Annotated in this window: 29 protein-coding genes and 1 riboswitch; of the genes, 28 read left to right on the forward strand and 1 reads right to left on the reverse strand. The window is 40.2% G+C overall.

From position 1 onward, the window contains the following. The first annotated feature begins 393 nt into the window (after positions 1-393). Positions 394-1,530 carry a M20/M25/M40 family metallo-hydrolase gene (locus AC1TO5_RS14145; RefSeq protein WP_482063468.1) on the forward strand — a complete coding sequence of 379 codons (1,137 nt, stop codon included), beginning with the start codon at positions 394-396 and terminating at the stop codon, positions 1,528-1,530. 3 nt (positions 1,531-1,533) lie between these two features. Here the strand turns inward: AC1TO5_RS14145 and AC1TO5_RS14150 are convergent, their stop codons facing one another. Continuing rightward, the gene (locus AC1TO5_RS14150) at positions 1,534-1,701 is read right to left on the reverse strand and encodes a hypothetical protein (protein WP_482063469.1); all 168 of its coding nucleotides are present in this window, start codon (positions 1,699-1,701) and stop codon (positions 1,534-1,536) included. Between the two features lie 112 nt (positions 1,702-1,813). Here AC1TO5_RS14150 and AC1TO5_RS14155 point away from each other — a divergent pair, with 112 nt between their 5' ends. The 27 genes from AC1TO5_RS14155 to AC1TO5_RS14285 all read left to right on the forward strand — a co-directional run bounded on the left by AC1TO5_RS14155 (position 1,814) and on the right by AC1TO5_RS14285 (position 25,836). Next, complete coding sequence (locus AC1TO5_RS14155; protein ID WP_482063470.1) at positions 1,814-2,380, forward strand: NUDIX hydrolase; 567 nt, start codon at positions 1,814-1,816, stop codon at positions 2,378-2,380. Between the two features lie 81 nt (positions 2,381-2,461). Beyond that, positions 2,462-3,070 carry a stage II sporulation protein M gene (gene spoIIM / locus AC1TO5_RS14160; RefSeq protein WP_482063471.1) on the forward strand — a complete coding sequence of 203 codons (609 nt, stop codon included), beginning with the start codon at positions 2,462-2,464 and terminating at the stop codon, positions 3,068-3,070. 99 nt (positions 3,071-3,169) lie between these two features. After that, positions 3,170-3,625, forward strand: a complete 456-nt coding sequence (gene fur, locus AC1TO5_RS14165) for a ferric iron uptake transcriptional regulator (RefSeq protein ID WP_482063472.1) — start codon at positions 3,170-3,172, stop codon at positions 3,623-3,625. A 222-nt stretch (positions 3,626-3,847) separates the two neighbouring features. Further along, the gene (locus AC1TO5_RS14170) at positions 3,848-4,078 is read left to right on the forward strand and encodes a DUF4227 family protein (RefSeq protein ID WP_482063473.1); all 231 of its coding nucleotides are present in this window, start codon (positions 3,848-3,850) and stop codon (positions 4,076-4,078) included. Positions 4,079-4,182: 104 nt separating this feature from the next. Further along, the gene (xerD, locus tag AC1TO5_RS14175) at positions 4,183-5,073 is read left to right on the forward strand and encodes a site-specific tyrosine recombinase XerD (RefSeq protein ID WP_482063474.1); all 891 of its coding nucleotides are present in this window, start codon (positions 4,183-4,185) and stop codon (positions 5,071-5,073) included. A gap of 117 nt (positions 5,074-5,190) precedes the next feature. Next, on the forward strand, positions 5,191-6,372 hold the full coding sequence (locus AC1TO5_RS14180) for a phosphopentomutase (RefSeq protein WP_482063475.1): 1,182 nt from the start codon (positions 5,191-5,193) through the stop codon (positions 6,370-6,372). 96 nt (positions 6,373-6,468) lie between these two features. Then, complete coding sequence (locus AC1TO5_RS14185) at positions 6,469-7,296, forward strand: purine-nucleoside phosphorylase (protein ID WP_482063476.1); 828 nt, start codon at positions 6,469-6,471, stop codon at positions 7,294-7,296. Positions 7,297-7,423: 127 nt separating this feature from the next. After that, complete coding sequence (locus AC1TO5_RS14190) at positions 7,424-7,606, forward strand: Spo0E family sporulation regulatory protein-aspartic acid phosphatase (RefSeq protein ID WP_482063477.1); 183 nt, start codon at positions 7,424-7,426, stop codon at positions 7,604-7,606. Between the two features lie 183 nt (positions 7,607-7,789). Further along, positions 7,790-9,118, forward strand: coding sequence for a pyrimidine-nucleoside phosphorylase (locus tag AC1TO5_RS14195; RefSeq protein ID WP_482063478.1), 1,329 nt, complete (start codon positions 7,790-7,792; stop codon positions 9,116-9,118). Between the two features lie 251 nt (positions 9,119-9,369). Further along, complete coding sequence (locus AC1TO5_RS14200) at positions 9,370-10,572, forward strand: D-alanyl-D-alanine carboxypeptidase family protein (RefSeq protein WP_482063479.1); 1,203 nt, start codon at positions 9,370-9,372, stop codon at positions 10,570-10,572. A 172-nt stretch (positions 10,573-10,744) separates the two neighbouring features. Next, on the forward strand, positions 10,745-11,098 hold the full coding sequence (gene spoIIAA / locus AC1TO5_RS14205; protein WP_482063480.1) for an anti-sigma F factor antagonist: 354 nt from the start codon (positions 10,745-10,747) through the stop codon (positions 11,096-11,098). Then, a complete protein-coding gene (gene spoIIAB, locus AC1TO5_RS14210; RefSeq protein ID WP_482063481.1) occupies positions 11,095-11,541 on the forward strand; it encodes an anti-sigma F factor in 447 nt (148 codons plus the stop codon). Before spoIIAA ends, spoIIAB begins: the two co-directional genes overlap by 4 nt. A 19-nt stretch (positions 11,542-11,560) precedes the next feature. Further along, positions 11,561-12,316, forward strand: a complete 756-nt coding sequence (gene sigF, locus AC1TO5_RS14215) for an RNA polymerase sporulation sigma factor SigF (protein WP_482063482.1) — start codon at positions 11,561-11,563, stop codon at positions 12,314-12,316. 225 nt (positions 12,317-12,541) lie between these two features. Beyond that, positions 12,542-13,378 carry a hypothetical protein gene (locus tag AC1TO5_RS14220; protein ID WP_482063483.1) on the forward strand — a complete coding sequence of 279 codons (837 nt, stop codon included), beginning with the start codon at positions 12,542-12,544 and terminating at the stop codon, positions 13,376-13,378. A gap of 281 nt (positions 13,379-13,659) precedes the next feature. After that, on the forward strand, positions 13,660-14,313 hold the full coding sequence (locus tag AC1TO5_RS14225) for a stage V sporulation protein AA (protein WP_482063484.1): 654 nt from the start codon (positions 13,660-13,662) through the stop codon (positions 14,311-14,313). Further along, positions 14,306-14,734: a stage V sporulation protein AB gene (locus AC1TO5_RS14230; protein WP_482063485.1), complete on the forward strand. Its 429-nt coding sequence runs from the start codon at positions 14,306-14,308 to the stop codon at positions 14,732-14,734. Before AC1TO5_RS14225 ends, AC1TO5_RS14230 begins: the two co-directional genes overlap by 8 nt. Before the next feature lie 28 nt (positions 14,735-14,762). Beyond that, the gene (locus AC1TO5_RS14235; protein WP_482063486.1) at positions 14,763-16,331 is read left to right on the forward strand and encodes a spore germination protein; all 1,569 of its coding nucleotides are present in this window, start codon (positions 14,763-14,765) and stop codon (positions 16,329-16,331) included. Positions 16,332-16,449: 118 nt separating this feature from the next. Next, positions 16,450-17,781, forward strand: coding sequence for a diaminopimelate decarboxylase (lysA, locus tag AC1TO5_RS14240; RefSeq protein WP_482063487.1), 1,332 nt, complete (start codon positions 16,450-16,452; stop codon positions 17,779-17,781). A 52-nt stretch (positions 17,782-17,833) separates the two neighbouring features. Further along, on the forward strand, positions 17,834-18,265 hold the full coding sequence (locus AC1TO5_RS14245) for a peptidylprolyl isomerase (protein ID WP_482063488.1): 432 nt from the start codon (positions 17,834-17,836) through the stop codon (positions 18,263-18,265). Between the two features lie 31 nt (positions 18,266-18,296). After that, a riboswitch (FMN riboswitch) is annotated at positions 18,297-18,470 on the forward strand. 289 nt (positions 18,471-18,759) lie between these two features. Beyond that, positions 18,760-19,422 (forward strand): riboflavin synthase, encoded by a 663-nt coding sequence (gene ribE / locus AC1TO5_RS14250; protein WP_482063489.1) that lies wholly within the window; start codon positions 18,760-18,762, stop codon positions 19,420-19,422. A 69-nt stretch (positions 19,423-19,491) separates the two neighbouring features. After that, positions 19,492-20,703 (forward strand): bifunctional 3,4-dihydroxy-2-butanone-4-phosphate synthase/GTP cyclohydrolase II, encoded by a 1,212-nt coding sequence (locus AC1TO5_RS14255; protein ID WP_482063490.1) that lies wholly within the window; start codon positions 19,492-19,494, stop codon positions 20,701-20,703. 64 nt (positions 20,704-20,767) lie between these two features. Further along, positions 20,768-21,238, forward strand: coding sequence for a 6,7-dimethyl-8-ribityllumazine synthase (gene ribH / locus AC1TO5_RS14260; protein WP_258203293.1), 471 nt, complete (start codon positions 20,768-20,770; stop codon positions 21,236-21,238). A gap of 284 nt (positions 21,239-21,522) precedes the next feature. Further along, positions 21,523-22,302, forward strand: coding sequence for a segregation and condensation protein A (locus AC1TO5_RS14265; protein ID WP_482063491.1), 780 nt, complete (start codon positions 21,523-21,525; stop codon positions 22,300-22,302). Next, positions 22,271-22,876 (forward strand): SMC-Scp complex subunit ScpB, encoded by a 606-nt coding sequence (gene scpB / locus AC1TO5_RS14270; RefSeq protein WP_482063492.1) that lies wholly within the window; start codon positions 22,271-22,273, stop codon positions 22,874-22,876. The genes AC1TO5_RS14265 and scpB overlap by 32 nt, the downstream gene beginning before the upstream one ends. A gap of 52 nt (positions 22,877-22,928) precedes the next feature. Then, on the forward strand, positions 22,929-23,627 hold the full coding sequence (locus AC1TO5_RS14275; RefSeq protein WP_482063493.1) for a DUF2953 domain-containing protein: 699 nt from the start codon (positions 22,929-22,931) through the stop codon (positions 23,625-23,627). A 326-nt stretch (positions 23,628-23,953) separates the two neighbouring features. After that, on the forward strand, positions 23,954-24,424 hold the full coding sequence (ytfJ, locus tag AC1TO5_RS14280) for a GerW family sporulation protein (protein WP_482063494.1): 471 nt from the start codon (positions 23,954-23,956) through the stop codon (positions 24,422-24,424). 245 nt (positions 24,425-24,669) lie between these two features. Continuing rightward, positions 24,670-25,836, forward strand: a complete 1,167-nt coding sequence (locus AC1TO5_RS14285; RefSeq protein WP_482063495.1) for a D-alanyl-D-alanine carboxypeptidase family protein — start codon at positions 24,670-24,672, stop codon at positions 25,834-25,836. Positions 25,837-25,845 lie beyond the last annotated feature (9 nt).

A 25,845-nucleotide genomic window follows, 5' to 3' on the forward strand; every position in this document is an offset into this window, starting at 1 on the left:
CACAAGCGACCAAATGCTCGAAACTTACAATGAAGGTTCAAAAAGCGGGCTTTCAGAACCAAGAAGATGGAGCGCTACTTGAGAAAGGCGGAAGCGCAAGTGTACATGATTACGTACACGCGAACCGTACTTTCCAAGTTCGCTTCATCTTCGATGTCGGATACGCTCCGCTAGCATACCCATCGTTATCAAAGTCCGCTTTTTGAACTTCTGCTAAAGGAAGAAAGAGCCTATGCCTGCGAATAGTGTTGTAACTAACAGGGCAGCTGCAACGATAATTGCAACAAGACGAATAATTTTTTGTTGACGCATAATTGAAAAAGCTCCTTTCGATGAATAGAATTTCATTAATACATTCTATTGTATACGAAAGAGACGGATGGAGGAAACAAAATGGTACAAGAAAAACGTTTAGTAACGCAATTTATTGATTTGGTGACCGTTGATAGTGAATCTGGTCACGAAGGTGCAATCAGTAAAGTGCTGAAGGCGCGACTGACTGAATTAGGATTGACAGTTACAGAGGATGATGCGGCAAAGGTGACAGGACATGAAGCTAACAATTTATTCGCAATTCTTGAAGCGACGGAAGATGCGAAGGATCAGCCTGCGATCTTGTTTACTTGTCATATGGATACCGTTACCCCTGGGGTAGGTATTAAGCCGCAAATTGATACAGATGGATATATTAGATCTGATGGCACGACAATTCTCGGGAGCGACGACAAAGCAGGAATTGCCGCTTTATTCGAAGCGATTGAGACGATTAAGGCTAGCGGAGCATCACATGCGAAAGTTCAAGTCGTGATCACAGTTGGTGAAGAATCCGGATTGTTAGGTGCTCGTGCGATTGATCCAACGAATTTAGTAGCCAGTTATGGCTACGCGTTAGATTCTAATGGTGACATCGGTGATATTGCCGTTGCTGCACCTACTCAATCGCATATTGAAATTGAGTTTTACGGAAAGTCAGCACATGCTGGTGTAAGCCCTGAAAAAGGAATTAGTGCGATTCAAGTGGCTGCGAAAGCAGTGAGTGAGATGTCACTAGGTAGAATTGATGAGGAAACGACTGCGAATATCGGTCGTTTTGAAGGTGGAGGACCAACGAATATAGTATGTGACTATGTAAAGCTGATTGCTGAAGCTAGAAGTATTAAGCAAGATAAGCTTGATTCTCAAGTGGAAAGTATGAAGCAAGCCGTCGAAAGAACGGCGCTGAAATATGGAGCTACTGCAAAATTTAATAGCAATATCGTCTATCCTGCTTATTGTCATGATGCCAATTCGCCCGTTGTGCAATTAGCGAGCGCGGCAATTGAAGCGATTGGTGCTTCGCCACGGACTTTCCATTCAGGTGGAGGTAGCGATGCGAATGTGTTCAATGGGTTAGGAGTTCCAACGGTAAATCTTGCAGTGGGCTATGAACATATTCATACGACCAATGAACAAATAAAAGTAGAATGTCTTGTACAAACAGCAAAATTAGTTGTTGAAATATTGAAGCAATCCGCTACGTTCAAAATATAATTGTTACGAATCCAAATTGCCAAGAGTTATGCGCATCTGCGGTCGATTAGCAGTATATTGAGCTAACGTACAATGGCCATATTGACTCTTGGCAATACCATTCAATACGAGTTTAATATGCTTTGCTTTTCCAGAAAGCATAAGGTTATTTTTATTAATATGTTGTTTCAAAATTATCCAGCTCCTTAATCATCATAATGGAGACTATGAAAATTAAAGAAACATTATGACAACTTGTCTAAGTCGATCTAATTACATGTATCATGAATGGAGGTTATCGAACATGAAGGAAGATACGAATAAAACAATTTGGAATGAGCCTACTATTTCTACAGAGCATATATTTACAGGGAAAGTGATTAGTTTGCAAGTAGATACGATTGCTTTGCCAGATGGCAGAACTGCAACTCGTGAAATTATTAAGCATCCTGGGGCAGCGGCAGTCGTTGCGATCCATGATGAGAAATTAATTGTCGTGGAACAATATCGGAAGCCACTGGGTAAAACTCAAATTGAAATTCCCGCGGGTAAGCTTGATCCAAAGGAAGAGCCGATTGTAGCGGCAGCTCGTGAGCTTGAAGAGGAAACGGGCTATATTGCTCATAACCTACAATTATTGCATCAATATTACACTTCACCTGGCTTTGCTGATGAAATACTTTATACTTATTTCACCAATGAAGTTACAATTGGACAACAAAATCTCGATGATGATGAAGATGTTATTGTGAAATTAATTACAATTGAAGAGGCAGATGCTTATATTGCTAGCGGAGATATTAGCGATGCGAAAACTTTGTTAGCGGTAACTGCTTGGAAGTTATTGCAGCGGACAGGCTCTCTTACTTAAGTTTGAAAATAGTGTGATTTTGCATAAACTCTATCAATCTAGCATATGTGTAGTAGACATAAGTTAGATTGAAAGGGTGATATGATGTTGAAAAGTAATTTATCGAAGTGGATTTATCTTGGTGTGGTCATGTTTGCCGGTGCCGTATTTGGAAGTATATTTATTCAAGTATTACCTAGTGAGCAACAACTAGGACTGGGCCATCAGATTACGATATATATGAATTGGATGAAGCAAAGTAGCGATGTAAATAGTTCATATTTGTTTTGGGAAGCATTTTTCAAGTACTTCATATGGGTCGCTTTATTATTCGTTTTAGGAATTACGGTTATCGGCGTTCCGCTTATTATTGTATTAAACTTTTTGAAGGGCTTTCTTTTAGGGTGTAGCATTCATATTGTTGTACAAATGTTTGGTACTCAAGGTGTATTATTAAGTCTTGCAACGGTTGTTCCACATAATCTTGTAGCTGTTCCCGCCATATTGATACTTAGTTCAACAGCGATCGGGTTCTCTACTTATATTGTGAAAAAGCGACTAATGACGCATACAGGTAATTTACGAGATGCTTTTGTTTCCTATAGTACAGTTGCAATGTCGATGCTGATCTTGCTTGCGATTGCAGCATTTGTTCAAGTATATGTATCTCCTCAAGTGATGGAATGGTATTTGGTGCAACTGCCGTTGTAGTTTCATAGAGCAACAAACGATGAAAAAGTTTGACTTCTATTGCTCTATACTAATATAATTAAAACAGATTTAGCAGGGTGAAATAGTAGGAGGAGAGAGATGGAAGCCCAGATTAATAAGATAAAACAGCAATTGCTAGATAAGGGCTATAAGTTGACTCCACAGCGTGAAGCCACCCTTCGTATTCTGCTGGAAAATGAGGAAGATCATCTTAGCGCAGAGGATGTATTTTTACTTGTAAAGGCGATTGCTCCTGAGATTGGACTTGCTACTGTCTATCGCACATTGGAGCTTTTGACAGAGCTGCATGTCGTAGAAAAGATCAACTTCGGCGATGGTGTTGCCCGTTACGACCTTAGAGGAGATACGAATCATCACCATCATCATCATCTTATTTGCATACAATGTGGTACGATGAGTGAGATTAAGGATGATTGGCTGTTACCGCTTGAAGAACGACTATTGTCTCAATTGGGTTTTGTGACAGTCGATCATAGATTAGATTTTCATGGCGTTTGTCGAAGTTGTCGAGACTTGAACGAAAATAAACAATAACTGGTCCTGCTCATCCATGTAAGTGGTTGCAGGCCTTTTTTCATACTAAAGGTACTAGACTTCATAAATTGGCGTTACCTAACATACTACTTTAACAGGCATGTACATATAATTAGTATAGGCCTGTTAAAGTAACAAAATTTTTGGCTTAAGCTTTCGATGCTACTTTTTATTCGCGGTAGCATAGCAAGTAGTCAATTAAAAGTTTTGGGAGGTATGCTAATGATTATGGTGAAAGATATGGTACATAAATTAATATTCTTCTTATTATTTATTGTGTTGCTTGTCATGGTTGCATCTGCTTATCATTGGGTGCAGCAGGTTATCCAACCGAATACTCATTACCAAAAACCAATCGGTGATGCTGTGAAGGTTTTTGATAGTACACCGCATTACATCGATAAAAGCTCAATGCCAGATCGCTTAGTTTGGTTTTTATGGTATGGTGAATGAATAATAGGAAATGATATATCTCGTAAAAGCTTATGCTTTCGATGTGCTTTTCATTTGCGAGAATTATAACCGAGATGTTAATGAAAAGTTGAAGGAGTGGGAGGATGTACGAGCAATTACATCAATATTTGAAGGTTTTACAACAAGAACGTAAGCTTACGACAAACTCCTATCAGTCATATGAAAGAGACCTGTTGAAATTTACTGGTTATCTTGAGGGTGAAGGTGTTAAGGTGTGGACAAGCGTCCATAAGCATCATACTTTGAAGTATATGCTGGGATTAAAGGAAGCAGATCTAAAGTCTTCAACGATAGCTAGACATGTGGTGTCCATCCGTGCTCTTTTTCACTATCTCATTACTAATGATTACATATCACACGATCCATCCATATATATTGAAGCTCCGAAACTTGAAAAAAAAGCACCACAAATTATCTCTCAAGAAGACACGAATCGTTTGCTGCAAGTTCCTGACGTTGCTACAGCAGTCGGTATTCGCGATAAAGCAATGTTGGAGCTACTATATGCTACAGGGATTCGAGTAACAGAATTAGTTTCGTTAAATATAGAGCATATTCATCTATCGCTTGGTTTTATTCAAGTGATAAGTCCGAGTCAGAAGGAACGTTTTGTACCATTTGGACAATATGCCAAAGAGGCTGTAGAAGCTTACTTGGAACAAGGTAGAGCTCAGCTCGCAACTAAGAGCAGCTCAGAGGAAGTATTATTTCTAAATCATTTAGGTGGTCGCATGACGAGGCAGGGCTTCTGGAAAATCATGAAGAAATATGCACGTGAAGCGGGAGTATCAGATGAGATTACCCCGCATACACTTCGACACTCCGTTGCTGCTCATTTACTAGAGAATGGTGCTGATGTAAGAGCGGTACAAGAGCTGCTGGGACATGTTGATATTACTTCTACAATGAAATATACTGCGATTGCTAAGTCGAAAATTAAGGAAGTCTACAGCAACTCCCATCCGAGGGCATAAGGCGGAGAAGTACCTCAATTCGAAGCGATAAAAAGTTAAGTTAATGCTTCCGATGTTACTTTTCATTTACAAGTAGTGGATACAGGATGACTATGAAAAGTTGTAGGAGGGTTCATATTGAAGTTTGATCGGATTGCTGTCATTGTCATGGATAGTGTTGGTATTGGTGAATTGCCAGATGCTGATCAATTTGGTGATGTAGGAAGTCACACGCTCGGGTCTATTGCCCGAGAATATGCAACACTCGATTTACCTCACCTTCGAGCGTTGGGGCTGGATCGCATTGCGCCTATTCATAATTGGACGCCAGACTTAACTAAGCAACCTCAGGCGTATTATGGGAAAATGGCAGAGGCTTCAGTTGGCAAAGATACAATGACTGGTCATTGGGAGCTTATGGGATTGCAGATTGAAACCCCATTTCAAACGTTCCCTAACGGTTTTCCAGCTGAATTAATTGAACAATTCGAGTCTCGTACCGGCAGAAAAGTGATGGGCAATAAACCTGCAAGTGGTACAGAAATATTAGACGAGCTCGGTGAAGAACAAATGACGAGCGGTGCATGGATTGTCTACACAAGCGCGGATAGCGTATTCCAATTAGCTGCTCATGAGGATACTATTCCTCTTGAAGAATTATACAGAGCATGTGAAATCGCTCGAGAACTAACGATGGAGGATCGATTCTCGGTAGGTCGCGTAATCGCTAGACCATATGTCGGTACTCCAGGTAACTTTAAGCGTACACCGAACAGACATGACTACGCTTTGAAGCCACCACAAAGAACAGTGCTTAACGAATTGCAGGATGCCGGACTTGAGACGATCTCAGTCGGGAAGATTTATGATATATTTGATAGTGAAGGAATTAATCAATCACATCCTTCGAAAAGTAATGAACATGGTATCCAGCAGACGATTGAGCTATTGAAAACATCATTCAAGGGGTTTGTTTTTACAAATCTCGTTGATTTTGATTCTCTATATGGCCATCGTCGAGATCCCATTGGATATGGCAAGGCATTAGAACAATTTGATGCCGCGTTACCTGAAATGATGGAGCAAATAGGTGAACATGATCTATTAATTATAACAGCTGATCATGGTAATGATCCTACTCACCCGGGAACGGATCATACACGTGAATATGTTCCAATCTTGCTGTATAGTCCTTCGTTCAAAGAGCCGCAACAGCTTGATACAAGGTCAACATTTGCAGATTTGGGCGCTACAATCGCTGAAAATTTCGAGGTGGCTGCGACGCCGACGGGAAGCAGTTTCTTATCCTTATTAAAATAAAGTAGTTCAAAACATCACTTATGCTTCCGAAGTAACTTTTTATCACTCAAGAAGATACTTCGTGGAAGCTACAAAAAGTTTGTAGGGGGAATTGAAATGAGTATAATAACGGCAAGTCAGCAAATTAATGAGGCAGCACAATTTATTGCTCAGAAAATCAATGTGAAGCCAGAAATCGGGCTTATACTAGGATCAGGATTAGGTGTGTTAGGTGATCATATTGAAGGCGCAACGGTCATCGCCTATGAAGATATTCCTCATTTTCCTGTGTCAACGGTAGAAGGACATGCAGGTGAATTAATGATCGGTACAATTGCTGGTAAAACAGTTGTACTTATGCGTGGACGCTTCCATATGTATGAAGGATATGCTCCAGAAGTAACTGCGTTTCCAGTTAGAGTGATGAAAGCACTAGGTGTCAAATCGCTAATTGTAACGAATGCAGCAGGTGGTATTAATCTTGAATTCGCATCAGGCAATCTGATGTTAATTTCCGATCATCTGAACTTAACAGGTAAAAATCCATTGATTGGGTCTAACGATGCCGATCTAGGTGCGCGATTCCCAGATATGTCAGAAGCGTACAGTAAACGACTAAGAGCGATTGCCAAAACGGTTGCGGCAGAAAAAGAGATTGGTCTTGTTGAAGGCGTATATGCCGGATTACTTGGTCCGTCTTATGAAACACCTGCTGAGATTAGAATGTTAAGAATTATTGGTGCTGATGCTGTTGGTATGTCAACAGTTGCTGAAGTGATTGCAGCAAGACATAGCGGCATTGAAGTTGTCGGTATCTCATGCATTAGTAATATGGCAGCAGGAATTTTGGATCAACCATTGTCTCATGTGGAAGTGATGGAAACTACGGATCGAGTTAAATCGCAGTTTTTAGAGCTGGTTACGTCATTAATCGCCAAAATTTAGATTAACTGTCACAAATTTGTCACAACTCAACTGACGTAATGTGACAACATTCTAATATCACTTCGTCGTATAATGTCTCTAGACTTTGAGTAAATCAAGTAATTATGAAGAAGGATGGGTAGACAAAGTGATAGAAAGTCAGCTTAATACGAAAATTGAATTTCTCCGCAAGCAAATGGAATTAACGGCAAGCCAACGAGGTAGCCTGCTGCATCGTGATGTTATTGCTTTAAGTCAAACGCTGGATGAATACATCATGAAAGCACAGTATAGTCATTCGAGTTATCCGTTGCTAACTTGTGCCTTGTAAAGTGTGATCATAGAGCTTTCTATTGATCAAGAATTATAGAAGAAACATAATCGACATCGAAAGATTTGCAGTCGTGAATATAGCTTTGTCAAAGTGTTATGTTTCTTATCTTAAAATCTTAGATGCTCATATACATATTCAGTATATTGTGCATCTTTTTTTAGCTAATTGATGGAGGGACTCATGAGAGCAGTAGATTTTATTCAAAAGAAGCGTGATGGAAAAGAGTTATCTACTCAAGAAATTAATGAATGGATCCAGCAATATTGCGAAGGTAACATTCCAGACTATCAGATGTCTGCATGGACGATGGCTGTTTATTTTAATGGAATGACTGCGCGCGAAGTCGCAGATTTAACTTTAGCGATGGCTAACTCTGGTGATCAAGTTGATTTGTCAGCTATTAACGGTGTGAAGGTAGACAAGCATTCTACTGGCGGAGTCGGTGATAAGACAAGTTTGATTTTGGCTCCTCTTGTTGCTGCTTCAGGTGTCCCTGTTGCGAAAATGTCGGGTAGAGGTCTTGGTCATACGGGAGGTACGGTTGATAAGTTAGAGTCAATTACTGGTTTCCATACGGAGCGCACTCAGCAGCAATTTGTTGATCAAGTAAATAAGATTGGTGTATCTATTATTGGTCAAAGTGGTGATTTGGCACCAGCAGACAAACAGTTGTATGCTTTGCGCGATGTCACTGCAACGGTAGAATCGATTCCACTTATTTCGAGTTCTATTATGAGTAAGAAAATTGCTGCGGGTGCAGATGCGATCGTGCTTGATGTGAAAACAGGCAACGGTGCATTTATGAAAACGTTAGAAGAGTCCATTCAATTGGCAAAGATGATGGTTAGCATTGGAACGGAAGTTGGTCGTGATACGGCAGCAGTAATAAGCGATATGGATCAGCCACTAGGCTTTGCCATTGGTAATGCACTCGAAGTTGAAGAAGCGATTGTTACACTTCAAGGAAATGGACCAGCCGATCTAACGGAGCTATGTATAACACTTGCAGCCCATATGGTGGTGCTTGGTCAACGAGCTAATAGTTATGACGAGGCAAGAGTTATTGTTGAGAATAGCTTGCGAAGTGGCAAGGCATTACAGAAATTGCAAGAGCTTATAGAAGCGCAAGGCGGGGATGGTTCAATTGTTCATGATGTGAGTAAACTTCCCCAAGCATCTATGCAATATGATGTGTTGAGCCAGCGGTCAGGTTATGTGAGTGCGATTGGAGCTGAGCAGCTCGGTATTGCAGCGATGAAGCTTGGTGCAGGACGAGCGACTAAGGATGAGTCGATTGATCACGCTGTCGGCATTGTGCTTCGTAAGAAGGTAGGAGACGCCCTGCAGCAAGGCGAAGTGTTGGCTACACTTTATGTGAATAAGGAAGTTAACGAGCAGAGTGAGCCGGTCATCATGGTTCATAGCGCTTATGGAATCAAAGAGCAGCAGCCACAATTACGTCCTCTATTGATGGCGATTGTAACGAAAGATGGCGTAACCACTTTGTAATGTATAATATGACGACACGAAGCCTCTATTGAAAGTTTAGCGTTACGCTAAACTTTCAATAGAGGCTTTTTTGTATAATGGAATAAATTTCAGTCTATTCGTCAACAATGACTAAGTAAGTGAGACTGCGAGTGAACACATCATTCATCACGTCTAGTAGATCAACTAGTTTGGTTTATGCTTCCGAAGTAACTTTTCGTTACAAGGAAGCTTCTCAAGAAAATACGAAAAGTTTGTAGGAGGGACTTAAGTTGAAAAAAATAGTATTGATGTTTGTATTAACTTGTCTCATATCGACGAGTTATTCCGGGGCAACGATTGGCGCACTTACGCTATCAACTGAAGAGGTAGACACCATTGTAGCGAACTCTAACGTAGGGCCTTCGCTAGCACTTAACGCCGCCTCGGCGGTATTAATAGATGCTGATAGCGGCACCGTTATTTTCGAAAAAAATAGTAGTGCGAAGTTAGCTCCTGCCAGTATTACGAAAGTTATGACGATGTTGCTCGTTATGGAAGCAGTTGGAGAAGGTAAACTAAAGCTGACTGATATGGTTCGGACAAGTGCGAACGCTGCCTCGATGGGAGGATCACAAATTTTCCTTGAAGAAGGAGAAGAAATGTCAGTAGAGGAAATGCTGAAAGGTGTTGCGATGGCATCTGGCAATGATGCTTCTGTTGCATTAGCAGAAAAGCTGAGCGGAACAGAAGAAGAGTTCGTCAAGCTAATGAATGAACGTGCGAAGCAACTAGGAATGAATAATACGCATTTCATGAATTCTAATGGATTACCAGTCGAAAATCATTATTCTTCTGCTTATGATATCGCGATCGTATCACGCGAGCTAATGAAATATGATCTCATCAGACAGTTTACTGGAAAGTATCAAGACTATCTTCGTAAAGACTCGGAAAAACCGTTCTGGCTTGTCAATACGAACAAATTAGTGCGCTTCTATCCAGGTGCAGATGGCGTTAAAACAGGCTACACAAGTGAAGCGAAGTTTTGTTTGTCGGCTTCTGCATCGCGTGATGGAATGCGGGTTATCGCAGTCGTTATGGGTGCACCAAATACGAAAGTCAGAAATGCCGATGTCACTCAAATGATGGATTACGCATTTGCACAATATAGTAATCATGTCGTGATAGAGCAGGGAGCAACGATAGGTTCTCTCGAAATTGAAAAAGGCATGGAGAGCAGAGTTGATCTAATGGCAGAGCAACAATTCTCTATTCTTATTAAACGCGGTAGTGATACAACGAAAATTTACTATGAAGTGGATATGGACAAATCAATTAAAGCACCAATTGTTGCAGGTCAGCCAATTGGCAAGTTGACGATCTATCAAGGCGAGCAGGCGATGAAAGAATTTGAACTAATCGCACCGCAAACGGTTGAAAAAGTGAATTGGTTCAGATTATTAAAACGTTCAACTCAAAGCTTATTTAAGTAATTTTTTTGAATTACATATTTCAATGAAAGTCCGCTTGTCGGTAATTGACTGTTTTCTTCTACTTTTGTCGTGGTGCAGGAATTAACAACGCAAATGTGGAATGATTCTCTATTCGCCAAAAAGCAGCTAGTTTTATTTGAAACAAATATAACGATGAGGAGCTGAGCGATGGATGTCATTGCGCACAGAAGTGGTACACAATCGAAATGTTGTTATTGTACGCCTAACGGGAGAACTAGACCATCACACTGCGGAGGATGTTCGACTAAGACTGGATGAAGTACTGTTGAAGGAAAATTCACATCATATGGTGATGAATTTGGAAACTTTAACTTTCATGGACAGTTCAGGTATTGGTGTGCTGCTCGGTCGTTACAAGCAGTTGAAGAATAAGGGCGGGAAGTTAATTCTTTGTCATATTGATTCTCCAGTATACAAGCTTTTAGAGCTATCTGGTTTATTCAAAATTATTGATGTATATGACGATGAGGTTCACGCACTTTCTAGCTTGGAGGTGGTTTCATGAACACGGGAAACAAAATGAGACTAGTATTTAATGCTAGGTCTGAGAATGAATCGCTTTCGCGTATTGCGATTGCGTCATTTGCCAGTCAACTTGATCCGACACTAGAAGAAATAAATGATTTGAAAACCGTTGTATCTGAAGCTGTAACCAATTGCATTATTCATGGTTATGATAATGATCCAACCAAAGAAGTAGAGATTAATGCAAGTATTGAAGATGATCGTATTGTCATTGAAATTAGTGATAATGGTAAAGGGATTGAAGATATGGAGCTTGCACGTCAGCCATTATTCACAACTTTACCTGATGGGGAACGGGCTGGAATGGGTTTTACGATTATGGAAAATTTTGTGGATCATTTTGAAGCTTCAAGCACTGTCGGCGGTGGAACTCGTATTATGATGGCAAAGCGCATTGAATCAAAAAAAGCGCTCTATTACTAGAGCATAGGGGTTGAACCTCATGAAAGTTGATTTTAAGCAAACGGGCCAACCGTATTTGGAAGATTCTGAGGTGAAGCGATTAATCGCCCTAAGCCAATCAGGTGATAGGGATGCGCGAGATCGTCTTGTTAACTCAAATATTAGGCTTGTCTGGTCAGTCGTGCAGCGCTTTATGAATCGAGGATATGAGCCAGAGGATCTTTTTCAAATCGGATGCATTGGATTGCTCAAGTCAGTAGATAAATTCGATTTATCTTATGATGTAAAGTTCTCTACATATGCAGTTCCCATGATTATTGGTGAGATTCAACGTTTCTTACGTGATGATGGGACACTCAAGGTTAGCCGATCCTTGAAAGAAACTGCCAATAAGGTCCGTAAAATGAAAGATGAACTTTCCAAAACGATGGGAAGATTACCGACTATTTCTGAAGTTGCAGAGCGATTAGGGATTACACCTGAGGACGTTATCTTTGCTCAGGAGGCTAATAAGCCACCAACATCCATTCACGAAACAGTTTTTGAAAATGACGGTGATCCGATTACGTTAATGGATCAAATTGCGGATGACTCGCAAGATAAGTGGTTCGATAAATTAGCGTTAACAGAAGCGATTGGTGGGCTAAGCGAGCGTGAACGAATGATAGTATATTTACGTTATTATCGCGATAAAACTCAATCAGAAGTTGCCAATCGATTAGGTATTTCGCAAGTGCAAGTGTCACGGCTTGAGAAAAAAATATTGCAGCTTATTAAAGATCAGATTGCTTTATAAGAAATGTCAGCTATATTGATCAATATAGAGGGTTCGGAATGATTTTATTCCGAGCCCTTTATCTATGTACGACACGTATGGCGCAAAACGCATTAGTTGATTCGAACCCATTATTGATGTGTAGGAGATTAATCCCGAAAATCGTCATTAGTGCTAAAGAAGGTTGCTTAATCGCGGTACTCTCTATTACTATAGAAAGAACGATTATTTTTGGAGGGTCTCCCGATGACGAAAGAAATGACAGCAAACTTATCCCTTAATGAAGCGACACTCCAATTTGTTAATCTGTATGCTGAAAACGTATTGGAAATTATTGAGATTGAACCACATACATTACAGGAGCTTTTCCGAATGTCGCTTTTTTATAATAAACGATACGACGAGAACAATTCGTTAGCGGTTGGTAAATCAATCAGTTATGCATTGAGTCGTTCTGATTATTGGCAAAGAATCAAGATTGGTCTCTATCGAAACATACTGGTAGCAACGGATGAAATTTTTGTTGAATTGGAAGATGACATAGCACCAATCGAAGATATTATTATCCCTATTAGCCTACCTAGTACTGATTTTCGAAATGAGTTAATCGATTACCTTGCTGAGCGCTTATTCGATAAATTGAAGCTTAATCTCCATTCGGGGAATAACGATTATGAAAAGCAAAATATGAGTACGCAAGAAATCAGCTCTGATCTCTATTTTTTAATGGAGAGCTACTATAAGGAGCAAAAGCTTCCACATATGCCTTACAAGATGGGTGATTATGTTAGTGAAGAGGCGAAGCAGCTTATTGAGCTGAAAGGGAGAAAGAAGAATCTTGCCTTTGAACATATGGTGCCGACAAACCTTTATATTAATGAATTTATTAAGCTAACTGTTAATAACGAATTAACACAAGCATTCATTCATAGTAGTCTTCAGCGAAATTATTATACTTGTATCGTTACGCAGCAAGAAAGAGAGAAATTAATCCCATTCGTAATGGGTGAGGGCTGGGATGGTCAAGATCCGTTCTATCGATATGATGAAGCAGGTATTCGCTATTTTGAACAGGAGCGATGAGGAGCAATCGGAGATCGCTGTGAGAACCAATCGCTGTTCCGATCGCCGCTGGTGCACAGGGGAGATTAGTTCTCTCCGCTAAGGCGTAGGTGCAGGATGGAGAAGAAGGTTAGTTTTTCAATATACTATTTTAACTAAGATCATCGAACACGCACTCTTCGTTTCAACGGATGAGTGGTGATACGATTGATCTTTTTTTTGTTTTATAGAGTAGGAACAGCACAATTGCAAATACTATGTATCATCTAACTATTATTGCAGTCAAAAGAGGTGTAAATAGTATGGCTGGGGATAATAATACGCTTTATTTGCGCTTAAAACGGAGAATTAGTATTCGCCAGCAAGAGTGTGTAAAACTCTCTGATGCAGCGCATATTCTTGTTAATGACAAAGAAATAGAGGGTCAGCTTGCTGAGCTAATTCTTTATAAGCACAGTCTTAAGGATGGCAATCGAGTTGTTATTGATCTTCTACAAATTATTGAAAAGGTAAAACAACAATGGCCTACTATGGCAATTGATGTCTATGGTGATCCTCAAGTATTAGTGATGATTTCAAGTGATGAGAAAAAACCACGCTACATATTACTTGTCGTATGTTGGTTATTACTATTTTTCGGATCTGGATTAGCACTTATGAATTTTCACTCTGATGTCAACATGAAGGATACGCATATTCGCATCGTAGAGCTAATTACAGGAAAACGTGAAGATCATCCACTGTGGTTTCAAATTCCTTATTCGGTGGGAGTAGGAGCCGGAATGATTATATTTTTCAACCATATTTTCCGCAAAAAATTTAATGAAGAACCTAATCCACTCGAAGTTGAAATGTATATGTATCAAGAGAATGTTAATACATTTGTAATTGCTGAGGAAATTAGAAATCGACAAGATAAAACGAAAAATTCGGTAGGAGAGGAAGGATATGATTGAGTTTTTGCAAATAGGTTTTATAATGTTTATTGCACTCTCTGGTGGGGTTGTTGTCGGGACGAGCTTTGTAGCCTTACTCGTTATTTTCGATCTTATTCCGAGACTTGCGCAGTTAACGAATAGCTATCACTTGTCTATTTGGTTTGAAACGGCATTAATTAGCGGAGCGCTGTATTTTACATTAACAGATTTTTTGAATATCCAATTGCATTTACCGCTGCCGCCTTTAATTGGATTTATAGGGCTGCTTAATGGCATGTTTGTAGGCATGCTAGCAGCAGCGTTAACAGAAGTGATGAACGTCCTGCCGATTATTGCGAAGCGACTAAGTTTGTCACGGGCTATGGTTGCCTTAGTGATGGCGATGGTAATAGGGAAGACTGTAGGCTCATTTTTCGATTGGCTCATTTTCCAGTGGTAATTCAACTATAGTAAAGGAGTGAAGGGCAATGACCTATGAAAATCAGGATGAACAAAAAGAAGATCAATCCGACGGGGAAGGCGAGCACTATCATTCTAGTGAAGTTAGGCGTCAAAAACAGACAGCTCCTGTAGAGCCGATTCCTTCTAATATTGATGATATTCTGATTCGACTTGAAGAAGAAATTGGGTACAAAAAAAGTTTTGATGTATCTGTTAGAGAGATGACAATCGGCAATACTCGAATTGCCATGCTCTGTGTAAGTGGATTAGTTAATTCCACAATTATGCTAGAAATATTGAAAAGATTAACTTTTCTTGAAGCAAAGGATTTGGGATATGATGCGCTACATAGCTTTTTCACTTACTATGTGCCCTCTGCACAAGTACGTAAGGAAGAAGATTGGAATTTGTTGATTGCGAGTGTGCTAGGCGGTGAATGTGCATTATTTATCGACAATCAGCCAATCGCCTTATCTATTGAGGTTCGTAATTTTCCTGCGCGTGGGTTATCTGAGCCTTCATTAGAGAAAGTTGTTCGTGGTAGTAGAGATGGTTTCAATGAAACATTGATGGTTAATATCTCACTCGTAAGACGACGTTTGAAAGATCCGATGCTTCGTTACGAATTATTACGGGTTGGTACAAGAACGAAGACGGATGTTTGTATTGCCTATATTGACGATATCGTTGATAAAAAACTGTTAGCATCCATTAAAGAGAAAATCGAAGCTGTACGTATTGATGGACTGCCGTTAGCGGATAAACAACTAGAAGAGGTGACGATTAATCGAGCTTGGAACCCATTTCCGCTTGTGCGTTATTCGGAACGACCAGACACTGTTGCCTCTCACCTGCTAGAAGGTGCTGTAGCGGTATTTGTTGATACTTCTCCAAGTGTAATGACAATGCCGACGACTTATGCGGATTTGATGCAGCATGCCGAGGAGAACCGTCAAACTCCGTTCGTTGGAACCTATTTACGCTGGGTACGGTTCATTGGCATAATGATGTCGTTGATGTTATTACCATTATGGTTATTATTTGTGTTGCATCCAGAATATCGCCCGGATTTTCTTTCATTTGTTGGTCCCAAAGAGACCGGTGAAATTCCAATTGTTATTCAATTTATAATAGCCGAGATTGGGGTTGACCTACTGCGAATGGCTTCGGTGCATACACCGACTTCGCTCGCAACTGCGATGTCACTCGTTGCTGCTATTCTGATCGGAGACATTGCTGTACAAACAGGATTATTTGTTAATGAGGTCATCCTTTATATGGCGATTGCTGCAGTAGGCATGTTCGCGACGCCGAGTTATGAGTTAGGACTGGCCAATAGGTTAATTCGCTTGCTATTAATTGTTACGGTTTCGTTATTTGGATTAGCGGGGCTAGTTATCCCTGTTACACTAATCATTGTGGCACTTTCTATGGAGCGTTCCGTGAACCGACCATATCTTTGGCCGTTTATTCCATTTGATCTAAAAGCGGTCATCAATATTTTAATTCGAAAGCCAATGTTGTATAATCGTACGAGGCCGAATATTATGAGACCACAGCAATATGATCGTATGCCGAATGAGGATACCAACTGAAAAATACAAACTTCATGTGAAAATATCCATTTCTTAATGCTTACGATATGAGTTATACTGTGGGAAATGATGAATATTGGTCTATCTTGCAGTGATAGAGGAAAGCAGAGGAGAATATATGTATTTACACGGTACAACTAAAGTGAATAATAATGGTCACTTGGAGATTGGTGGAGTTGATGTAGCCAATTTGGCGAGTGAATTTGGTACTCCGCTATATATAGTAGATGAGGCATTAGTGAGACAACGTGCGCGTGAGTATGTAGATGCATTCACTGCTACAGGATTGAAATTCCAAGTTGCTTACGCAAGTAAAGCATTTTCAGTAAAAGCGATGTGTATATTAGCAGAGCAAGAAAACTTATCTCTTGACGTTGTTTCGGATGGGGAATTATATACAGCGCTTGAAGCGGGTTTCCCGGCTTCACGTATTCACTTCCACGGAAATAACAAAACAGAAGAAGAAATCAATATGGCTTTAGCAGCCGATATTGGTTGCTTTGTTGTAGATAACTTTATTGAATTACATGTTCTCAATGATCTTGCAGCACAACAAAATAAAGTAGTGAATGTGTTATTGCGAATTACACCAGGCGTTGAAGCGCATACTCATGACTATATTTCAACAGGTCAAGAGGATTCGAAGTTCGGCTTTGATCTTGGAAATGGTTCGGCAAGAGAAGCAGTTATTCAAGCGAATGATCTAGCTAACTTGAAACTATTGGGTGTTCATTCCCATATCGGATCGCAAATTTTCGAGGTTGAAGGCTTCCGAATGGCAGTTGAAAAGGTGACGAAATTTGCGGTAGCTGTTCGTGATGAGTTAGACATTATATTCACAGTAATTAATGTTGGTGGCGGCTTTGGTATTCGTTATGTGGAAGGTGATTCTCCACTGCCAATTAGCGAATATGTCAATGCCATTGCCAATGCGATTATAACTAATTTCACAGAAGCTAACTATGCTTTACCTGAAATTTGGACGGAACCAGGTCGCAGTATGGTTGGTGATGCTGGAACAACATTGTATACAATCGGTACAAGCAAAAATATTCCTGGTGTACGTAAATATGTTGCAGTTGACGGCGGGATGACAGATAATCCACGTCCAGCTTTATATCAATCACAATATGAAGCGGTATTAGCTAATCGTGCGAATGAAGAAGCTACAGAACTTGTTTCTATCGCGGGTAAATGCTGCGAGAGCGGTGATATGTTGATCTGGGATGTTAATCTTCCAGAATCAAAAAGTGGCGATCTGCTAGCTGTATTCTGTACAGGAGCATACAATTATGCAATGGCAAGCAACTACAATCGTATTCGTCGACCAGCAGTCGTATTTGTGAAAGATGGTCAAGCTGATCTCGTTGTAAAACGTGAATCTTTGGAAAACATTGTGTGTAATGACGTCGTTCCTGCACGTCTGCAAAAATCTTCACTTGCGAAATAGGCTCAAAATTGGTAACGTATTGTTATCTCTATGAAGGAAGGTAGATGTCAAAATGGCAAAACAAGCAAAAATTAAATTAGCTGAAGGTGGAGAAGTTGTTATCGACTTATTTGACCAAGACGCTCCCAATACTGTTGCAAACTTCGAAAAACTTGTAACAGATGGATTTTATAATGGACTTTCATTCCACCGCGTTATCCCTGGTTTCATGGCTCAAGGTGGCTGTCCAGATGGTCGTGGTACTGGTGGTCCAGGCTACAATATTAATTGTGAGATCAACCCTAACAAACATGAGCGCGGAACACTAGCGATGGCACATGCTGGTCGCAACACTGGCGGTAGCCAATTCTACATTTGTTATCAAGCTCAACCGCATTTAGATGGACAACATACTGTATTTGGCAAAGTTTCAAAAGGTATGGAATTCATTGATGCAGTATCTAATGGTTCCAAAATGGAGACAGTTGAAGTTTACGAAGTATAATATTGCAGTAACTCCAATTGAATAGTAGTTAGCTAACCTTCGGGGGTAGGGTGCAATTCCCAACCGGCGGTGATCGCACTATGAGGTGAGTTTCGCTTCATAGTGTGTAAGTCCGCGACCCAATCTAATTATGGCAACATAATGGATTGGCTGATCTAGTGTGAATCTAGAACCGACAGTAAAGTCTGGATGGGAGAAGGGGAAGCTTCGGTATATCTTTGTGATGAATGATACTTTTTTGAGTATATCCATTATGTAAGGTATATTTGTATTCGCTTTTTTATGGGATGCATACAATGAAACCGTCTACGTAGCATTATGTCAATTTTGACGTATAGCTCTAGGCTTTTTCAGCGTCGAAAACTCTACATAATCTACCCCCGATGGCCTTTGCCGTTCGGGGGTTTTTATATTTTTAGCAATCATCCAGAACGAGTTTTCCTATTTATGAAGAAATAGTAGATCTGAAGGTTGAAAGGAGGGATGAAAGGATTATGTTTACTGGACTTATTGAAGAAATTGGAATCATTAAAGGGATTCATAAGCACGGGGAAGTTATGCAAATCAATATAGCGGCCAAAAAGATTATGGATGACGTTGCTATTGGCGACAGTATCGCGGTTAATGGTGTGTGTCTAACCGTAACGAAGTTCCATGCTAGTGATTTTACTGCTGATGTTATGCCCGAAACTTTTCGGAAAAGCTCATTATCCCAACTTTCAATAGGACGTACCGTTAATCTAGAACGCGCAATGATCGCTGGTGGTAGATTTGGCGGTCATATTGTACAAGGGCATGTTGACGGGACAGGAGCTATCGCAGCACGATATATTGACGGAAACGCAGTGGTGTTCGAGATTGAAGTAGAAGATCGAGACTTGCTTAAATATATTCTACCTAAAGGTTCAATAACGATTGACGGTGTTAGTTTGACGATAGTTAGTGTTCACCAACGTATTGTAAAAGTATCCGTCATTCCCCACACTTTAGCCGAGACAGCATTACAGCAGCGAGTTGCTGGCGATATTGTGAACCTCGAAGGTGATATTATTGGCAAATATGTAGAGCATTTATTACGTTTTCAAGATAAAGATGTAGAAAAGCCCAAAAAATCTAATTTATCGAGTGCATTTCTGACCGAACATGGATTTTTGTAGTTATGAATAGTTATAGCTCATGCTTTCGATGTTACTTTTTGCTCACAAAAAGTTTTAGGAGGAATACCGATGAGTGGACATACCGATACGTTTGACAGCATTGAATCTGCATTAGAAGAATTGAAACAAGGTAAGGCAATCATTGTTGTAGATGATGAAGACCGTGAGAATGAAGGCGACTTAATCGCCCTAGCTGAGTATGTAACGCCAGAGGTTGTTAATTTCATGATTACTGAAGCAAGAGGGCTTGTCTGCGTACCGATTACAGAGGAAAGAGCAGTAACGCTTGATTTGCCTCCCATGGTAAAACAAAATACTGATTTTCATGGTACAGCATTTACAGTTTCGGTAGATCATGTATCAACAACAACTGGAATATCTGCACACGAGCGAGCGATGACCATCCTTGCATTAATTGATGATAAAGCAATATCTACAGATTTTCGTCGCCCGGGACATATTTTTCCGCTTATTGCCAAACCAGGTGGCGTTCTGCAACGGGCTGGTCACACAGAAGCAGGGATTGATTTGGCAAAATTAAGTGGTGCGAAGCCAGCGGCACTTATTTGCGAAATTATTAAAGAAGATGGCAGTATGGCTCGAATGGATGATCTCAAAGTATTTAAGGAAAAGCATCAGTTGAAATTAATTACGATTAAGTCGCTTATTGAATATCGCAGTCATACAGAAAAATTAATTACTCGTGAAGCTTCATGTAAGCTACCTACCGACTTTGGTGACTTTACAGCAGTTGCTTATACTAATGTAGTTGACGACAAGGAGCATATTGCCCTTGTGAAAGGGGAGATCGACTCTGCCCAACCAGTATTGCTGCGTGTTCATTCCGAATGTCTGACCGGCGATGTATTCCATTCTCATCGTTGTGACTGTGGGCCTCAACTTGAAGCGGCACTTCGTCGTGTGAATGAAGAAGGTACAGGGATCGTATTGTACATGCGTCAAGAAGGTCGCGGCATAGGACTAATTAATAAGCTGAAGGCTTACGAATTGCAAGAGCAAGGACTGGACACTGTTGAGGCCAATATTAAACTTGGATTCGCTGCTGATTTGCGCGAGTATGGCATTGGTGCTCAAATCTTAAAAGATCTTGGTGTCAAACAGATCCGTTTGCTGACGAACAATCCACGTAAAATTAAAGCGCTAGAGGGCTATGGTCTAGAAGTAGTTGAGCGTGTCCCGATTCAGCTTGAGCATAATAAAGATAATGAAAAATATTTGCATACGAAGAAAGATAAACTGGGTCATATGTTGAAATTTTAACGAAATCTTATAAAAGTAATGCTTTTATAAGAAATAATCATTAGAATAGAGAGGGGAAATTAAGATGGCATTTGTATATGAAGGTAATTTAATTTCTGAAGGATTAAAATATGGAGTTGTTGTTGGACGGTTCAATGAATTTATTTCAAGTAAGCTATTAGCTGGAGCATTAGATGGATTCAAACGACATGGTGCGCAAGATAATGAAGTTGAAGTAGCATGGGTTCCTGGAGCATTTGAAATTCCACTTATTGCCCAAAAGATGGCCGAGAGTGGAAAGTATGATGCCGTCATTACATTAGGTGCAGTTATCCGCGGAGCAACACCTCATTTTGATTATGTATGCAATGAAGCTGCAAAAGGCGTTTCTGCTGTAGCATTAAAGACAGGTGTACCAACGGTATTCGGTGTCTTAACTGTTGATTCGATCGAGCAAGCGATTGAGCGAGCTGGAACGAAGGCGGGTAATAAGGGGTATGAGTCAGCCATCACAGCGATAGAAATGGCCAACCTTTTGAAGGAAATTCAAAAGTGATCGCATGTGATCACTTCGTTGCATAAGCATCATCATAGCTTTGCTATGATGATTTTGAAAGATAAATTGAACTAACTTAAAATGAAAGTTTAAAAAGCGGGCTTTCAGAACCGAGCAGGTGAAACGCTACTTGAGAAAGGCGGAAGCGCAAATGTACATTATTGGTACATGCGAACCGTACTTTCCAAGTTCGTTTCAGATGCGACGTCGATTAAATTTCGAAGCATACGCATCGTTATCAAAGTCCGTTTTTTAAACATCCTTACAAGACAGGAGGTTATGATGTGTCCGTACAATACAAGCTAGATTCCTTCGAAGGTCCGCTCGATCTATTGCTGCATTTGATTGATCGCTCGGAAATTGATATTCAAGATATTTCCATTAGTGAGATTACGAATCAGTATATGGAATATTTGAATGCAATGAAAGAATTGGAGCTAGACATCACAAGTGAATTTTTGGTAATGGCTGCTACGCTATTAGCAATTAAGAGCCAGCAGTTATTACCGAAGCCTCCTGTATTCGAGAATGAATATGAAGAGTGGTATGATGATGGACCTGACTTGCGGGATGAATTGATTCAGAAATTGATTGAATACCGTAAATTCAAACAGATTGCACAGGATTTGAAGGATAAGGAATTTCAAAGAAGTCTTGTTTTTTCGCGTGAGCCTGAAGATATGACCGCATTTATGAAAGAGTCTTATGTTAATCCTTTAGAAGGTATCCAATTATCTGATCTTGTCTTAGCATTGCAGAAGGCTATGAAACGTGCGAATCGCCGAGAGGTTATTGCAACGATACAGCGAGACGAAATATCGGTTAAGGATCGTATCCGAGATATTGTTGAGGTGTTGAAGCAATTCGAGACGGTGCGATTTTCTAAGCTTATTCGCGAAAATATGTCCAAGCATGAAATCATTGTTACTTTTCTATCTGTTCTCGAATTGATGAAGATGAAGCATATCCGGTGCTATCAGCACGGACTCTTCGATGATATTGTTATACAGTGGAGAGGAGAAGGTTTGACCGATGGAATTTCAGCAATTGAAGTCGATTATTGAAGGTTTGCTATTCATGGCAGGAGATGAAGGGCTTAACAAACGTCAGCTTGCCGATATTATGCGCATTGATCTAGAGTATGTAGAAGAGCTCGTTTTTGATTTGCAGCGTGATTTGGAACGTGATGGACGAGGCGTACAGATTGGGATTTTTGCTGGGTCGTACCGATTAACAACACATCCAGAACACGCGGAATATTTTGAACGAATGGCATATACGCCAACGAGAGCACAGCTTTCGCAAGCAGCACTAGAAACATTATCCATTGTGGCATATAAACAACCGATTACACGAGTAGAGATTGAAGAAATTCGTGGTGTAAAATGTGAGCGTGCGATACATACATTAGTCGCTAAAGATCTGATCGAGGAAGTTGGGCGAGCTGAAGCGATTGGCAGGCCGATTTTATATGGAACAACGAAGGTGTTTCTTGATAGTTTTGGTCTTGCTTCGATCAAAGAGCTTCCAGAGGCGAAGGAAGTATCTCTAGATGCTGAAGATATGGACGAGCAAACACAGCTATTATTCGAAAGATATGAAGGTCGTCAGATGACGTTAGATGAAGTGAAGGAATGATAACAATAAGACTGGTCATACTATGGTCAATATACTTAAGTAGAGGAGGTAGATGATGCTACCTTGGATTCTGAGTAATTGGGCGTGGTGGATCAGTCTTTTTATTGTTGTAATAGTTATCGCTGCTGGTTTCTCAACACTTACTTTTGATTGCTACGCACGGAGTCGTAAGGACGAAGATTATATTTTAATCAAAATTGTCGGCTTGTACGGTCTCTTTAAGTTCAAAATTGTAATGCCTCAATTTGAGCTAGGTAAAAAAACATTTCAGACTAGCGACGGAAAAAATGATACTAATGTTAATAATGGTAATGAGCAAAATTATCCATCGGAATGGGATGTAGATGTAGCGCTTGCGCAATATAAACAATGGCATGCAGCATTAGAATTAGTTCGTAATGTTAAAGGGAGATTCAAGAAAGTTTTAAGAAGAGGTATATTAACGGAATGGAAATGGTACAGCTATGTAGGGACAGGCGATGCGATGACAACAGCGATGACATGTGGTTTGTTATGGTCTGTAAAAGGAATGATTTTCGGAACATTGTCTGGAATGGTTAGAGTTAAAGAGTCACCCATCGTTAAGATTGAGCCTATTTATCAGACAAGCTTTTTTGCGACGGAATGGTCTTGCTTAGTTCAAATGAGACTTTGGCATGCGTTATATTCAGGTGCATATATAATGTATCGCGTATCAGTATGGAAGAAAAGATTTCTAGTACGCAGTAATATACCAGCGGGCACAAGCTAATACTTCTTGCTAAAGGTGCAACCTCAAAAATCAAACTTTTTGAATTTTCTTAAAATGAAGGTTCAAAAGCGGGATTTCAGAACCGAGCAGGTGAAACGCTACTTGAGAAAGGCGGAAGCGCAAGTGTACATGATTACGTACACGCGAACCGTACTTTCCAAGTTCGTTTCAGATGCGACGCCGAATATGCTACGTTAGCAGACCCATCGTTATCAAATTCCGTTTTTTGAACTTCCTCTTAAGGTAATAATTGATGCTTATATTATGGGGTGATGTTGAGCAACCTATTGTGTAGGCTTCATATTATCAATTAGGAGTGAGTGCAGATGTCAGAACACCCTATTCAAGGACTAATGTCCACCAGCTTAGAAAACATTAAGGAAATGCTAGGAATTAATACGATTGTCGGTGATCCGATTCATACACCAAGTGGCGATACGATTTTACCGATCTCACGCGTTGGTGTAGGGTTTGTTGCTGGAGGTAGTGAAATTCGGATGGAGCATGATGAACCACATCAAAATCAACATGATGGACTAAACATGATATCGAATTCGTTGCCGTTCGGTGGTGGTAGTGGTGGCGGTGTATCGATTACACCAATCGCATTTCTAGTTGTAGGTGCACAAGGTATTAAAGTCGTTCCGCTAGATAATCAAACTCATTTATTAGATAAAGTTATTGATTCGGCCCCTGTCTGGATGGATAAAATTCAATCGATGATTACTTCGAATACAAATTCAACTACTTCACCAACGGAACAAGGATCTAACGATACGACAGGTAATTATCAGTAATAAGTCGCTGAAAGACTCAATAATTGAATTACTTGTTACGTTTATGCCAACTAACGATGGATAACCTTCATTGTTAGTTGGTTTTTTGTGCTAATCAGCAATGACTTTGAATATGCTAATGGAAAGAGCTGGGGGCTCGTCTACAATTCCAACTTTCTGCATATACTACATCAATAGGTTGTTCAAAAAGCCCACTTTTTGAACTTGCACTTTATGGTAAGTCTAGCGACAGCAGGAGGAGAATTATGAAGACTACACATTGGATGAAGGGCTTAATTGGAACAATTATCGGATGCTTGTTCTTTGGCATTGTTAGCACCGAAATAGTACGAGCTACGCCGGATATATCAACTCATGCACAAGCAACGACGTTAATTGATGTGCAATCTGGGCGGATTTTGTATAGTGAAGATGGTGACACACCTATGCGGATCGCCAGTTTAACAAAAATTATGACAGCAATTGTTGCTATAGAATATGGTGATTTAAGCTCAAAAGCTAAAGTAACCAAACGAGCAGCGGGAAGAGAAGGTTCCTCTATCTATCTAAAGCTTGGCGAGGAAATGACGTTGTCGAATATGCTTTATGGTCTTATGCTGCGAAGTGGAAATGATGCTGCTACAGCCATTGCTGAACATGTTGGAGGGTCAGAAGCAGGATTCGTATATCTAATGAATGAGAAGGCTCGTGAACTAGGGTTGGTTAATACTCAATTTCGTAATCCGCATGGGTTAGATGAAGAGGGACATATATCCTCTGCCAATGATCTAGCCATACTAACGGCTTACGCACTGAAAAATAAAGTTTTTGCTGAAATCGTCAAGACAGAGGAGAAACAAGCTCCAAATCCATATGAGAAATGGAATTATTCATGGCGCAACAAAAATAAGATGCTTTATATGTATGAAGGGGCAGACGGAGTGAAGACAGGCTATACGAAAAAGGCGTTTCGTTGCCTTGTTAGCTCAGCAACGAGAAACGGCCAGCAATTAGTTGCAGTTACGTTGAATGATGGAGACGATTGGCAAGACCATAGTAAATTACTAGATTGGGGCTTCAAACATTATCCGTTATCCATTATAGCGAAAAAAGCTGATACGATTACAGGCAGTACATTTGTATATGGACAACAATACGTTTACCCTTTGGATGAAAATGAGCTTGGGAAAATTACAGCAGATATTGAGCTTTTAGATCCTAAATCAGTTTATTTTTCTTTAGGAGAAAGAGGGAAAATGAATTTCTATCTAGAGGGCGAGGTTATCGGGAATGTTCCGATTTATGAATCAAATAGTCCAAGACTTTCATTAGGGCAACAAGCTGCATCCGAAGAGACATTTGCGAAATTCAAGAAAAATAGTAAGGATCATATCAGCTGGCTGGAGAGGATGTCAACTTGGCTAGAAGAGTAATGTAAAGAA

It is taken from the genome of Paenibacillus sp. Y930 (assembly GCF_056786375.1).